Origin of the sequence: Nocardia yamanashiensis (assembly GCF_021183565.1) — a bacterium.
GTDB classification, from domain to species: domain Bacteria; phylum Actinomycetota; class Actinomycetes; order Mycobacteriales; family Mycobacteriaceae; genus Nocardia; species Nocardia yamanashiensis.
Window position 1 is genome coordinate 3,958,056 of sequence record NZ_CP089226.1, and the last position, 13,808, is coordinate 3,971,863.

Consider the following 13,808-nt stretch of genomic DNA (forward strand, 5'->3'; position numbering starts at 1 on the left):
GATCGCCGATTGCGAAAGGGAAGGTTTCAGTCGACGGCCTCCGCACGGGCCTGGATATCTTCCAGGACATTGGTATTGACGCCACGCTCTCCCAGATCCTCGGCGAGGGTGGTGAGTTCCTGGCGGGCCAGTTCCGGATCGCCGTTTCGGATGTGCAGATCGGCGCGCAGGGCGACCAGATTGTTGTAGGGCAGATTGGCGGCAGGCGTGCCGGCCGCGCGCAGCTGTCGCAGGCCCGGTTCGGTAATCGCCAGTGCGGCAGCGGGATCGGCGCGGTGGCGGCGCACCATGCGGTCCACCTCCGGGGTCAGCTCGCGGCCGAAGAAATCGCGGCCCACACTGCGGGCGACCGTGGTGGCGAGCTTGGCGCCGAGCGGTTCGGCGGCGAAACGATCGGCGGCCTCGGTCAGGACGGCCATGCCGGTTGCCAGGTGGGTGGACATGGAACCGCCGAAGCTGAGGGCCAGACCTACTTCCCGGCTGAAGAATTCGGTGGCGAAGCGATCCAGCTCCGGGGTCGCGGGCTGGCCGATACGCACCACCAGGGTGTTCGACACCGCCTGCTGGGTGGCGCTCGCGTACACGGCCCGGACCTGATATTGGCCGGGCTGATCGAAGACGAAGCCGCGGCGGCCGAAGGTCAGCGGGACCAGTTCGCTGTACCGGTCCGGGCCGGGTTCGCCGCCGGCGGGCGCGAGTTGCACGGGTTCGGGGTCGCCGTAGAGGCACATGACGGAGTCGAATTGCACTGTGCTGCCGTCGGGTCGGAGCACGAACACGGTGGTGGCGCCGTACTGGGGGTCCAGGCGGGCGTCCACGGTCTGCGGTTCGGGCAGCTGATTGCGCAGCCGGAATTCGATCTCGACCGGTTCCATGTACGCGAAGTAGGGCTGGGCGCGCAGCAGCAGTTCCAGGGGCTGCTCCGGTCCGGCTTCGGCGGTGCGCCAGGACGGGGATTCCAGATGGCCGCCCGAGGCCCACGGATCGCCGCCCATGATCACCGCGGCGCGATCGCCGTGCCGCAGATGCACCAATTCCTGGTCGTCGAAACGGAATCGGAAGTTGGCCCAGAACTTGTCGGCGCCGTTGAGCTGGTCGTATTTCCAGTCGTAGTTCATCCAGGACAGGGCGTTCGGGCGGGATTTGTCCCAGGAGTGCAGGAAGTTGAAGGCGTGGCCGGCCTCGTGCACCCAGGTGTAGAGGAACTGCCGCATGGCTTGGGCCTGCGCCTGGTTCTGCGGGGCGGTGACCAGATCGGCGAACCAGCTGTGCTTGCGGAAGACCGCGAAACCCTGCCGGTCCGGGGAGCGGCCCGCACCGCCGAAACCGGCCGCCGCGTCGAACATGACGCCGCCGACGGACGCGGAGTCGAAGGTGCCGGCCTGCAGGCCCCACAGGTTCCAGGACGGCCAGGCGCTGGGGAAGCGGCTGAAGGCGGTTTCCATGGCGTCGTGCAGTTCGGCGGGGCTCCAGCGGGCGAAACCCGATGCGCTGTCGTCGATTACGGTGCGGTCCGGGTTGATGGTCACCGCGGCGCCGGCCTCGCGGTAGGCGGATTCGATGGTGAGGGTGCGGCGGCTGATGTCGGCCGGGCGATTGGGGTGGCTGTGCGTATCGTAGGACGGCACATGGGGTTCCACGTTCACCGAGGCGGCGTAGTCGAGTTCGAGCAGGACTTCCCGGAAGGAATCGGAGCGGAAGTCGCACACGTAGGTCGCCGAAACCGTTCCGCCGGTGCCGAATTCGACCGTCGCCGGCCCGACCACCCCTCCTGTGCGCGGCACGGTGATCCGCACCTGCGTCGCCGGATTGGAAGACCGATGCCAGTACCGCACCGCACCCGTAATGGTCACCCGCTCGTCCGCCCAGCTCACCACCGGCGCGTCGACGATCCACGACTCCAGATAGTTCGACGTCCCCGCGGCATCGGCCGGCTGCTGGAAGAAGTCCCCACTCACCCGGTTCAGCACCGGCGAATCGAGCGAATAACGCACATCCACATCGATCCGCAGTTCCAGCACGCTCTGCTGCGCCCCACCGGTCCCCGCCCCCTGGTACCGCCCGCTGACCGCCGCTCCGACCGCCGCCACGTCCCCGGAATCGCTGCCATCAGCCATGATTCGCCTCCCTCGACCGGTTTCAGACCCCCATTATGATCAAGGTAGCTCGACGGGGCCGCGCAATTGGCGAGCGACAGCGGGGAACCAGCCCAGGTCGTAGCGTCCGCCTTCGGCATGGAACGCGTCGCGCAGTTCGTACCAGTGCAGGCCGGGATGGCGGTGGTGCACCCCGTGCAGGTTGAAGCTCAAGGCCAGCCGTTCCATGACGCGCGGCATGCGCAGGTTCATGGCGTCGAGCGGAGCGGCCAGGTCGGTGCCGTAGTGATAGGCGTTGTCGGACAGGGAGATTATGAGCGCGCGGGCCCCCAGCGCGGCCACCAGCATCCAGGCGTGTTCGCCATAGGCGAGGAAAGCCGCCGTATAGAGGACGACGATGGCGAGCGCATCGGTGCGGAACTGCCCCAGCACCTTCGCCTGCGCGAGGCGCTCGAACAACAACCCCGCCACCGAATCCGGAGCTTCCAGGCGCTGCCCGAGCCGGCGGACAGCATCGGCGGGCAACAGGGCCAGCGGCAACGCGACGACTTCGAGCAAATACAACCCGCCGAACAGTCGCAGGTAATACCCCGGCGCGGCCCCCATCCAACCGGTCGTGGCCGGATCGTAGATCTCGGTTCGCTCACGAGTCCGGCTGTACCGATGGTGAAGCAGATGCCCCGCCTTGAGCATCGCGAACGGCGACCCATACAGAATCGCGAGCGCCCGCCCGCAATTGTCGTTCTGCCTGCGCACCGCCAGCAGCGTCCCATGAATGGCCTCATGAATAAGCGACCAGAACGACGTGGTCAGCAACGCGATCCCCGCGAGCGTCCACCCCCACGCCGCAGCCCGCGGCAACAACACCACCGGCAGCACGAACAGCTGAAACGCCCCAACCCCGAACGCCCCCACGATCAACCAACCATTGATCGCCCGCACCGCCCGCCCCCGGGATCGAACCGACCTGTCACGGGTGCGTATTTCGGTCATCTTCCCGCCCTCGTTCACATCGAGCTTCCCCGTTCCCCTCGCCATGGTGCCATTCCCTCCGCCGCCAACCGCACCCCAATTCCCTCATAACCCCAGCTCAGCCAAGGAATGTCACCAAATGTCCGAGCGCCGTTCACCTGCCGTCGGCCCCGCCGGCCGTACGGGGCCGGTCGGGGTCAGTGGTCGCGGTGGGTCATGGCTTGGGCGAGGGTGCGGAGGTCGGTGGTGGCGGGGTGGGTGGGGAGGGCTTGCAGGGCGGTGCGGGTGCGGCGGTGGGTGGCGCGTTCGGCGCCGGTTTTGCCGCCGCAGGCTTCGATGAGGAGTTTGAGGTAGGTGAGGTCGGCGGGGGTGGGGGTGGCGTCGGAGTTGTAGTAGGTGGCCAGTTCTACCGCGGCGGGGGTGCGGGCGGTGAGGGCGATGGCCACGGGGAGGGTGAATTTGCGGCGGGCGAGGTCGTTGCCGACGGGTTTTCCGGTGCGGGCGGGGTTGCCCCAGATGCCGAGGAGGTCGTCGGTGTATTGGAAGGCGAGGCCGAGGTCGCGGCCGAAACGGTCGAGGGCTTCCAGTTCGGAGAGGGGGGCGCCGGCGGCCAGGGCGCCCAGGGCGCAGGCGGTTCCGATGAGGGCGCCGGTTTTGCCCATGGCCATGTGCTCGTAGTCGGTGAGGCCGGCGCGCGGAGTGGATTCCAGGGCGCAGTCTTCGAATTGGCCTTGGCAGACCTCGATCACCGCGGAAGCCAGTCGGGTGATGGCGGGGGCGGAGACCGCGGTGGGGAGGTCGGCGCCCAGGATCTGGATGGCCAGGGCGTGGAGGGTGTCGCCGAGCAGCAGGGCATTCGGGATTCCCCAGATGCGCCAGACGGTTTCGCGGCCGTGGCGGGTGGGGTCGGCGTCGACTATGTCGTCGTGGATGAGGGTGAAGTTGTGGATGAGTTCGAGGGCGGTGGCGATGGGGGTGGCGGATTCGGCCGCTGCGCCGCAGGATCGGGCGGCGGCGTAGGCGAGGGCGGGGCGAAGATATTTGCCCGCGCTCGCTCGCACCGGTGCGCCCGAGGGATCGCACCAGCCGAAGTGGTAGGAGCTCATCAGGCGCAGCGGGGCGGGCAGGGTGGCGACGGCGCGGCGGAGTTCGGGTTCGCAGCGGTCCCGGGCGGCGGTGAGCAGGGTGGCGGCGGGGGCGGGTGGCACGTGCATCGTCGTCATGGCGAATCCTTTCTTCGTGGGCGTCAGGCGCGAGCGGTCAGGCGCAGGCGCAGACCGCCGGGTTGCAGTGCGCCCGCGGCGACCAGCCGGACCGGGCTGGACGGGACCGGATGCACGGAGAACCGGGTGAGAATCCGGGCCAGCACCAGGGTGGCCTCGATGACTGCGAAGGTATCGCCCGCGCATTTGCGGGTGCCTCCGCCGAAGGGGATCAAGGCTTTTCGCGGCACGCTGTGGCCGGGCAGCCAGCGGTCGGGTTCGAAACGCTCGGGGTCCGGGAACAGGTCGGGACGATGGTGGATGAGATAGGGGCTGTAGGCGACCGAGGAACCGGCGGGAACGAGTTCACCGCCCAGCATCGTGTCGGCGGTCGCGACCCGGCTCAGAATCCAGGCGGCCGGGTATTTGCGAAGGGTTTCGGTGAGAACCCGCCCCAGCAGCGGCAATCGGTCCACATGGTGATGAGCGGGCAGCTCCGAGCCGAGGACGGCGTCGAGTTCGTCCTGCACCCGGCGCTGCAGGCGCTGATCGGCCGAAAGTTCGTGCAGCGCCCAGGAAACCGTGGTGGCGCTGGATTCGGTGCCCGCCATCAGCATGAGCGTCAGCTGATCCACCACGCCCGCGCGATGCTCGGAGCGGGCTTCACGCGCCTCCGGATCGGCTTCCAGCAGGGCGGCCATCAGATCGCCACCGGCGCAGCGGCCGTCGCGGACATAGCCGTCGATCAGCTCACCGACCATGTCGCGCAGGCGATTCCGGACCTGGTCGTAGTGCCGGTTGACGGGCATGGGCAGCCGGGTGAGGGCGGGCGGCAGGAACATGCGGACGAAAATGCCCTCGACGTAATGCGTGATATCGGTGATGGTGCGGTCCAGCACCGCCGGGGCGAGCGTGACGCCGAAGACCAGCGCGGCAGCGCACCGCGCGCCGATGCGCAGCATGTCGCGGAAGGCGTCGATCTCCATACCGTCCGACCACCCGTCGGTGACCGCGGCGGTCTGCTCCACCATGGTGCGGGCGTAGCCGGGCATGCGGTGCTTGTGGAAGATCGGCTGCACCTGCCGGCGCTGCGCGGCGTGCACGGCATGCGGGCAGGTGCCGACATTGTCGCCGGTCAGCTCCCGCAGGCGGCTGTAGAAGAAGCCGCCCTTGTCGAAAGCCCGCGGTTCGTGCAGCAATTCGTGCGTGCTCTCCGGCGTGCACGCCACATAACAGGAATTGCCGCCCAGCCGCAGCCGCACCACCTCACCGTGCTCGGGCAGGGAGCGCAAGAGCGCCAAGGGATCCCGGAGCAGGGCGAGGCTGTGGCCGAGCAGCGGCAGTGCGCCCGGGGCGGTGGGAATCGTGGCGCGGGGGCCGGGCGCGAGCAGGGGAAGTGCCATGGTGAACCTCCTGGCGACGAGGAAGAATGGGGGGGTTGGCGAACGCTTCGGGGACTACTCGACGACCATCAGCGTCGGTGTGGTGCACAGCCGGAGGGCATCGGCGCGGCGGTACCGGTCCGAACGCAGCGACCAGTCGAGATTGCCGCGCATCCAGCACTTCATGCCCGCGACATAGACGCGCACGGCCAGTTCGTCACGTTCGCCGAGCCCGCGCCACCCGGCGCACATCCGCGCCAGATCGGCTTCGGCGCAATGGAATTCCTCGATATCGAGCGCGACCCGCCGATACACTTCGGCGATGGCGTCCGGCAGCTCCAGCCGCTGCTCGACGGCCAGCGCGAGCACGCCGTTGGTGACCTCGCCGATCGCCAGCTCCTTGCGCAGCGACAGCACATCGTTGACCCACACCACCACGTCGGCCGCCCGGTCGAACATGCGGCGGAGCGGGTCGCTGCGCTGCACCAGGCCGGGAAGTTCCAGTCCCGCAGCGTATTCCAGCAGGTGCAGGCACGGCGTGATGCCGCCGGAATGCCGGCGCAGCTGCGTGTACGGCAGCACCGCCGGCGTGTGCCGGTCCCGCCGGTTGATCGCCTCGTAGGCGAAGGATTCCAGGAAGGCGGCCATGGAATCGACGAATCGCAGTCGCCAGGGCAGGCTTTGGGCCGCCCGGATCGGCTCCCACACGGCGGCCAGCTGCCGCACCAGCGCGGTCGGGTACGCGGCCGCGCCGGGACCGTCCAGGGGCAGGGCGGTCAGCACCCGCGCCACGGCCGCCTCGTCGGCGCCCGCGGCGGCGCCCGGCCCGTCGTACCAGTCGTCGATGACGAAGGCCCAGGTGAACCAGCCGGCCAGCGCTTCGAGCCGGTCCGGTCGCACGTACGGGTAGGTGCGCATGATCAGGTCGCCCAGCCGGGTGGCCGCCAGCCGCTGCCGCTGGGCCGGGGTCTCCAGCAGCCCGAAATCGTCGGCCCAGGCCAGGATCACCCGTTCCAGATGATCGCGATAGCGCGAGACCCGCACGGGCAGCGCGTAGATGGGGTGATCCACCGGCGGCATGCAGTCGAGACCGGTCAGATTGCTGAAGTATTGCGGTGCACCTGTCGGACACGGCGGTTTCATGGCGATCATTAGCGCCTACGGCTCATAACCGGCACTGAATCCACACTTCATTGCAACGAAAGAGCCGCTAAAGTGCCTGGTCGAACCCGGGATCGAGTACCGGTCGCCAGAAATTAGCCAATGCCGCCGCCGCTCCCGTGCGGTCGGGACGATCAGGGAAATTCGGGCGCGAACAGCACGGAGGTCAGACTCGACAGGCCACTCTCGGCGATATCGGCGCGCACCCGCTCCAGCACCGCCTCCGCCGCCTCGTGATGCGCGACCGCCGCTTCGAAATTCCCCAGCGCCGCGGCGAGCAGCCCGAGAATCCGGTCGGCCGGGCCGAATACGCCCGCCAGCGTCTCGACGCCGATGATCGTCCCCGCGTGCGGCGAGAGCGCGTCGTAGAGCGCCGCCCACTCGTCCTCGAGGTCGAGGGCCAGCGCCACATACGCCCGGCACAGGTACTCCACCGCCGGGTACAGCTCCGGTTCGATGGACGCGTACCGCTCGTAGAGCGCGCGTGCCCGTTCGTGTTCGTCGGTGTACAGCAGCACGTGCGCGAAGATCGGCCCCATCACCTCGGGGGCCTGATGGAAGGCCCGGGCCGCCCGGTAGGCCGCCACCGACATATCCCGTCGCGCCCAGCCCAGCGTGGCGACGGCCCCGACCCGGAGCAGCCCCGCCTCGGTGACGCCGAGCAATTCCATCCGGTCGTCCAGCGCGCGATAGGCGCGTTCGGTCTCGGGCAGATCGTCTTCGATGATGGCGCAGGCCAATTCGAGCCCGCTGGCCGCCAGCACCACCAGCGGCAGTTCGGCTTCCGTCGCGGAGGCGATGAGCTGTTCGATCTGCTTGCGCGCCTCGTACAGGTCGAGATCGGCCAGCGCCCGGCGCAGCAGCACCGCGTGCCCGCAGGTGCGGTAGGCGGTCAAACCGGTGCGGTCGACGATATCGAGCATTTCCCGGGCCAGGTCCGCGTCCTCCGCGTGGCCGAAGCGAATTCCCGTCACCGCGGCGATGCCCGCGCACAGCAGTTCCGGATCGCCGATGCTGCGCGCCAATTCGAGGGCTTCGTCCGCGCAGCGCCGGCTGCGTCCGGGCGCGCGGTAGTCGCTGGCTCCCTCGTAGGCGATCACGGTCAGCAAGCGCACCCGATCGGGCGGCGGAATGTCCTCGGCGAGACAGTCCAGGGCGGCGGTCACCACGATCTGCGCCGGATCGGGCGGCTCCACCGCCGGGTACAGCACCGGCGCGCGCCAGCAGGTGACCGCCTGCACCAGCAGGTCGCGATCGCCCAGTTCGCGGGCCAGGGCGACGGTCCGGGCGCGCGCCGCCCGCGCCTGACTCCAATGCCCCTGGAAGCCAAGCGCATTGACCAGCGCGCAATGCGCTTCGATCACCGCGCCCCGTTCCGCGGGCGAGGCCTGGCCCACCGTATGCCCGGCGAGCTGATGCAGGTCGATCATCGACCGCCACAACCGCTCGGTATCGGCCGCCATGCCCCGATCGGTGCTGCGCCGCGCCGCCTGCCGCACGTATTCGATGGCGCGCAAGGCGGTTTCGGGTCGCGCGCCGAGCGCCGCGTGATGGGCGAGCATATCCGGATCGCCGCCCAGGCCAGGAAACTCGTCGGCGTGCTGCTCCAGCAGTTCCAATGCGGCCCAATGCATCCGGACCCGCCGCAGCCGCGGAATCCCGAAGTAGACGGTGTCGCGGATGAGCGCGTGATCGAAGGTGATCCGCCCGGTGCGATCGGTGCGCACCAGGGCAACGGATTCGGCCTCGGCGATCAGGTCGATGAGTTCGTCCTCGGGGATGGCGGTGGTCAGGCTCAGCATGCGCATATCCACGCCCTCGCCCCAGATGGACAGCCGGGTCAGGGTGGTGCGGGCTTCGGCGGAGAGCCGGTGCAGGCGGGTGGCGATGAGTTCGCGGATGGATTCCGGGATCTCGGCCGGATGCGGCTCGTCCTCCTGTGCCGCGGCCAGTTTCGCGATCTCCCGGATGAAGAGTGGATTGCCGCCGGTGCGCCGGTGCAGCGCCATCAGCGCCGTCGGGGACATCTCGGGCAGTCCGGCCGCGCGGGCGGCCTCGCGGGTGGCGCCGGGGGCCAGGCCGGTGAGCTCCAGCCAGTCCGCGGTGCAGTGGGTGAGCGCCGCGGCGGTGGCGTGCAGGCTCGACCCGGCTTCCGAACCGCGCAGGGTGATCACCAGGAACACCGGTTCGTCGCGCAGCCAGCGCACCAGCTGACGCAGCACCTGCAAGGTGGCGGTGTCGGCGCGATGGGCGTCCTCGACGAGGATGGCGACCGGCCGGTGCGCGGCCCGTTGCGCGCACAGCGCCGCCACCGCCCGCGCGATGGCGAAAGCCTCACCGGAGACCAGGGTTTCGGCCGCGCCCGCGTCCAGCGCGGTGAGCACTTCGGCCCACGCCCAGGCCGGTGGCGCGCCGTCCACCTCCGGGCAGCCGCCGTGCAGCAGCAGCCAGCCCGCCTCGGCCAGTTCGGCGAGCGCGGTCTCGGCCAGCGTGGACTTGCCCGCGCCGGCCTCGCCCGCGATCCACACCACCTGGAGGTGACCGGCGGCGGCGGTCTCGGCGCTGTCGCGCAGGGCAGCCAGTTCGTCGGCGTAACCGCTGTGCGAGAGGGATTTCCGCACCCGGATGGCGGGCAGTGGTTCGGGCGCGGGCGCGGGAACGCCGATGGTGAGCGCTTCGGCGTGGCCCAGAATGGCGGTCTCCAGATCGCGCAGCGCCGGGCTGGGATCGATGCCGTATTCGTCGCCGAGGTAGGCGCGGGAGCGGCGCAGCGTGGCCAGCGCCTGGGCCTGCTGGCCGATGCGGTACTGCGCGGTGGCGAGCAGCCGCGCGATCTCCTCGCGTTCGGGATGCCGGTCGAACAGGGCGCGCAGTTCGATGGCGACCTCGGCCGGGCGATTGAGCTCGAGTTCGATGGCGGCGCGCAATTCCGCGGCGGTCAGGCGCAATTCGGTGAGGCGGGCGGCCTCCTGCTCGGCCCAGCCGAAGGTGGTCAGGCCCTCGAAGGCGGACCCGTTCCAGCAGGCGAGCGCGGCATCCAGCAGGCGGCGGCCGGTGAGCGGATCGTCCGATTCGGTGCGGCGGCGCTGTTCGAATTCGCGGATGCGGGCCTCGAATTGCCAGGCGTCGACCGAATCGACGTCGAAACGCAGTGCGTAACCGGACAATTCGGAAACAAGGTAGCGAGAGGGAGCGCGGCGCGGGCGATCCGGTTCCAGCAACCTGCGCAAGGTGTGAACGTGCACCTGCAGCACCGAGGCGGCGGTGGCGGGCGGAGAGCCCTCCCACAGATCCGCCACCAGACGCTCGGCGGGCACGGCTTTGCCGCCGGCCACCACCAGCCGCGCCAGCACGGCGCGCACCATTGGCGCGTTGAGTGCGACGGGTTTGCCGTCGATGCTGAGTTGCAACGGCCCGAGTACGCTCACCCGCGGTTCGGCCATTTCAGCTATCAACTCCCCGGCGTGCCGAGAGGTCACGGAATGCGCTGCCGGAGTGCATTGATCAATGGTGACACGGTTCCCGGTCGAACGGCGCAAATCCGCTGACATAGCAACTTTCAGGCAAACGTCCACTTTGCCAAACGTCCGACCGGTTTGCGAGACCGTATCCAACCGATGGCGCAATTGTTGCCGTCGTGGCGCATTCGGCACTATTGCGTTCCGCTCCGATAACGGAAGCTGATTACGGACCCGGGACGCGGCTGACCGCCCAACGGCGCGTCCCGGGCCTGCCAAACCAGCGGCCGACGCCGGCGATGGCGGCAAGAACGACACCGCCCAAAGCGACTGTTCGGTCGAATTTCACTGTTTCACAGGCGAGTCCGGCTCGCGGTCCGGTCAGGCGATGCCTCCCGATACCCGCCGGTCGGCGATCATCTCCCAGCGGCGAGCGGCCCGGCGAATCGATTCGGGGCCGGCGTAGCCGAGCAGTTCGGCCTGCCGGGCGCGGCCCAGGTGCTCGCCGGCGCGGTCGGCATTGCGCAGGCGGGCCAGGCGGGCGCGGTCCAGTTCCTGCCGCCAGGTGGTGCCCGCTTCGGTCAGCCTGCGCTGCAAGGTTCTTCGGCTCACCAGCATGCGACGGGCGACGGCGTCCAGTGAGGCGTCACCGGCGGCCAGGGCGGCCGCCAGCGCCGCCGCCACCTGGGCGGCCCACGCGTCACCGAGCGCGGGCGGGGGCGGGACCGTGGCGGCGACCTTCTCCAGAATGCCGAACAGCACCGGGTCGGCGGTGGCCAGCGGCACGTCCATATCGGTGGCGCGCAACGTGATCGAATCCTCCGAGGCGTCGAATTCGATTGCCCGCGTGCCCATCAGGTCGTACATCTCGGTGTAGTTGCGCGGCGCCGGCTGCCGCAGCCGGACGCTCACCGCGTCGAACGCGCCCGCCGCCACCACGCGCGGGCGGCCCAGCAGTGAGCCGACCGCCCACAGGTGGGTGAGGTCGCGGGCCTTGTCGTCGCCTTCGATGATCTCCATCCCGACGGTCAGGTTCCCGTTGTCCTCCTCGGTGAAGGACAGCTGATGATTGGTGCTGACATCGCTGATGTACGGCCCGACGATGCCCAGGCCCGCGCCGATGGTCGCCGACGCCGAGAACAGGTAGTCGCACAGGCCGCCCGCGCCGAGCGCGTACCGGCAGCCGATGCGAGCGGGCACGATGGGGTCGTCGAGGGCTCGCGCCGCCACCTCCCAGAGCCGGATGTAGGAGTCGCTCGGCAATTGGATATCGCCGTCGTCCATGGTCCAGGCGGGAATACGCGCCTCGCGCAGCAGCCATTGCGGATCCAGGCCGTTGGCGGCCAGCTGCGAGATGGCGAACCTGTGCAGCGACAGGCGATATGTGGTCTCCAAGGCTCCTCCGGCCGTGCGCACAGGATCACCGTTGACATCGGAAACCTAGTCCCCTGTCGCGTGTTCGGGGGCAACACCGGACGAATAGCCGGAAAAAGCGGCCGAAATGCCGTCGAGCCCCGATGACGCGCCGGAAGTAGTGCGCGCGGCCGGGGCGCCGTTGCCGAACCGGCCGCACTTGATGCACGCCCTGCGGTGCTGTCGCGACAGCATGGGCGCCCTCCGAGTATCCGCCCGGCCGCACCCGCACCCCGGCGGCCGAATGCGCCACCCTCCGAACAGTCGCGCCAATCTCGCTGAGCGGCGGCGGCTTTCCGAACCCGCCGCCCGGTCCGACCTAGCATCGAGACGCGGAGTCCACACCGGGTGCAGGAAGGGGGTGACGACGTCGGACCACCAGATCGTGCCACGATTCCTGCTCCAGCAGGCCGAACAGGACGGAGTCGATCCGGTCCGGCTGGCCCGTGCGGCCGGCCTGCGGAGCTGGATGCTCGACGCGCCGAACGCGCGCGTCTCCTGCCTGCAGTGCCAGCGCCTGTGGGAGCACGCCGAATACGCCCTCGGCGACCCGGATTTCGCGCTGCGCGCCGCCCTGCGCTACCGGGTGGGCAGTTTCGACCTGCACGACTATCTGTTCGCCACCGCGCCCACCCTCGATATCGCCTACGCCACGGTGAGCCCCTACATCGGCCTGCTCACCACGAATTTCGGCTTCACCCGCACCCTCGAAACCGACCATGAGACCCGCTTCGAGCTGACCATGATCGACGGCGAGGGCCGCGGCCGGGACCTGGCCCTGCAATTCTGCGCAGCCGCCCTGATCACCCGTGCGCGCGTCACCACCGATCTCCCCGTCGCCCCGATTCGCGTCAGCTTCCAGCACTCCGCCCCGAGATCCTCGCGGATGTTTCACACCGCCTTCGGCAGCGCGGCACTGGAATTCGACGCCCCGGCCACGTCGATCACGCTGCGCCGGCGCGACCTGGAGCTGCCCCTGCACACCGCGGACCCGGCCCTGGCCACCATTCTGCTCAATTACGCCGACCGTCTCCCCCTGCCGCTCGGCCCCACCGAATGGCGCGACCGCCTCGCCGAGGTTCTCGAGAGCGCCCTCCGCTCGGGTGCGCCCACCCTGCTGGAAGTCGCCTGCCTGATGGGCATCAGCACCCGCACCTTGCAGCGCAAACTCTCCGAATGCGACACCACCTGGCGCCGCGAACTGGATCGCGCCCGCCGGGGATCCGCGGCGAGCGCGCGGACCGCGCAGCGCATCCCCTGACGCCACCGCTTTCGGAAAACCCAACATTTCAGACTGCGCTCCGACTTAGACTGCGCGCCGTGGAAGTCCACACCCCGTGAGCCAGAAAGGAGCCAGCCGTGGCGCCCCCGAAGAAATACTCGGATTCGCTGCGGGCGCATGCCGTCCGAATGTATAGGGAGGCCGACCCCAAGCCGACCTTCCGCGAAATGGCGGCGGAGCTCGGCGTCCATCACGAAGCGCTGCGCCTGTGGATCCGCAATGCCGAACCCGAGCACAGCACCGCCGGATCGACCGGCTGCGACCCGCTCACCCTGGAGAACAGAAGGCTGCGCAAGCGCGTAGCCGAACTCGAACGCGTCATCGCGATCCTGCGCACGACCAGACCCGTCGCACCCGAACTCGGCCGCGTCTCGATGCGCTGAACCGCCGGACTCCTCGGTCCCGGACCGGGGGCGCCCGTGGTGAGCCCGGCGACGAGCAGCGTTACCGCGATCTCCTGCGTCACGGTGACCTCGGCCGGGCATCCGGCACCCTAGGTGGTGGGCTGCCGCAAATCAATGGCAAGCCGAAATGCGATACGGCACAAAACTAGCCAAGCGTCCATCTCTACCCTCAGGTAAGCTACCGGCCGGTAGTCGATTCAAGTTACGGTCCAGCGTGGGATCGGTGGACGGTCCGGCGGGGAGGTCGGGCGCAGCAAGGCAGGGTAGGGTGCAGGTGTTCATCAGCAGGTTAAGGTTGCCATTCGCCGTGCGGCGCAACGTGTTATCGACGAGCCGCACTGGATACGACTTGAATGTCGTTGCGCGCGTGCCGATGTAATCCGTCGCACAGCGGCAAATCAGCGGGGTACGTTCCCGCACACCACTTCTCGGGGGGAT

9 protein-coding genes are annotated in these 13,808 nt (G+C 69.2%); 2 read left to right on the forward strand and 7 right to left on the reverse strand.

Annotated elements, in window-relative coordinates:
- Positions 1-26: 26 nt before the first annotated feature.
- The 7 genes from LTV02_RS19010 to LTV02_RS19040 all read right to left on the reverse strand — a co-directional run bounded on the left by LTV02_RS19010 (position 27) and on the right by LTV02_RS19040 (position 11,687).
- Positions 27-2,117 carry a hypothetical protein gene (locus LTV02_RS19010; RefSeq protein WP_233041236.1) on the reverse strand — a complete coding sequence of 697 codons (2,091 nt, stop codon included), beginning with the start codon at positions 2,115-2,117 and terminating at the stop codon, positions 27-29.
- 39 nt (positions 2,118-2,156) lie between these two features.
- Entirely contained in the window at positions 2,157-3,038 is an 882-nt protein-coding gene (locus LTV02_RS19015) for a fatty acid desaturase family protein (protein ID WP_233041237.1), read from the reverse strand.
- Between the two features lie 227 nt (positions 3,039-3,265).
- Complete coding sequence (locus tag LTV02_RS19020; protein ID WP_233041238.1) at positions 3,266-4,291, reverse strand: polyprenyl synthetase family protein; 1,026 nt, start codon at positions 4,289-4,291, stop codon at positions 3,266-3,268.
- A gap of 23 nt (positions 4,292-4,314) precedes the next feature.
- Positions 4,315-5,673, reverse strand: a complete 1,359-nt coding sequence (locus LTV02_RS19025) for a cytochrome P450 (RefSeq protein ID WP_233041239.1) — start codon at positions 5,671-5,673, stop codon at positions 4,315-4,317.
- A 54-nt stretch (positions 5,674-5,727) separates the two neighbouring features.
- Positions 5,728-6,795 (reverse strand): terpene synthase family protein, encoded by a 1,068-nt coding sequence (locus tag LTV02_RS19030; RefSeq protein WP_233041240.1) that lies wholly within the window; start codon positions 6,793-6,795, stop codon positions 5,728-5,730.
- 152 nt (positions 6,796-6,947) lie between these two features.
- Positions 6,948-10,256: an AfsR/SARP family transcriptional regulator gene (locus LTV02_RS19035; protein WP_233041241.1), complete on the reverse strand. Its 3,309-nt coding sequence runs from the start codon at positions 10,254-10,256 to the stop codon at positions 6,948-6,950.
- Between the two features lie 396 nt (positions 10,257-10,652).
- Complete coding sequence (locus tag LTV02_RS19040) at positions 10,653-11,687, reverse strand: AraC family transcriptional regulator ligand-binding domain-containing protein (RefSeq protein WP_233041242.1); 1,035 nt, start codon at positions 11,685-11,687, stop codon at positions 10,653-10,655.
- A 358-nt stretch (positions 11,688-12,045) separates the two neighbouring features.
- On the opposite strand from LTV02_RS19040, the gene LTV02_RS19045 reads away from it, so the two are divergent.
- On the forward strand, positions 12,046-12,945 hold the full coding sequence (locus tag LTV02_RS19045; RefSeq protein ID WP_233041243.1) for an AraC family transcriptional regulator: 900 nt from the start codon (positions 12,046-12,048) through the stop codon (positions 12,943-12,945).
- A 98-nt stretch (positions 12,946-13,043) separates the two neighbouring features.
- Positions 13,044-13,349, forward strand: a complete 306-nt coding sequence (locus tag LTV02_RS19050; RefSeq protein ID WP_233041244.1) for a transposase — start codon at positions 13,044-13,046, stop codon at positions 13,347-13,349.
- Positions 13,350-13,808: the final 459 nt, after the last annotated feature.

Excerpts from the sequence above, each read along its gene's own strand:
- LTV02_RS19035 (WP_233041241.1), bottom strand. The coding sequence starts at position 10,256 with ATGGCCGAACCGCGGGTGAGCGTACTCGGGCCGTTGCAACTCAGCATC.
- LTV02_RS19020 (WP_233041238.1), bottom strand. The coding sequence starts at position 4,291 with ATGACGACGATGCACGTGCCACCCGCCCCCGCCGCCACCCTGCTCACC.
- LTV02_RS19025 (WP_233041239.1), bottom strand. The coding sequence starts at position 5,673 with ATGGCACTTCCCCTGCTCGCGCCCGGCCCCCGCGCCACGATTCCCACC.
- LTV02_RS19010 (WP_233041236.1), bottom strand. The coding sequence starts at position 2,117 with ATGGCTGATGGCAGCGATTCCGGGGACGTGGCGGCGGTCGGAGCGGCG.
- LTV02_RS19030 (WP_233041240.1), bottom strand. The coding sequence starts at position 6,795 with ATGAAACCGCCGTGTCCGACAGGTGCACCGCAATACTTCAGCAATCTG.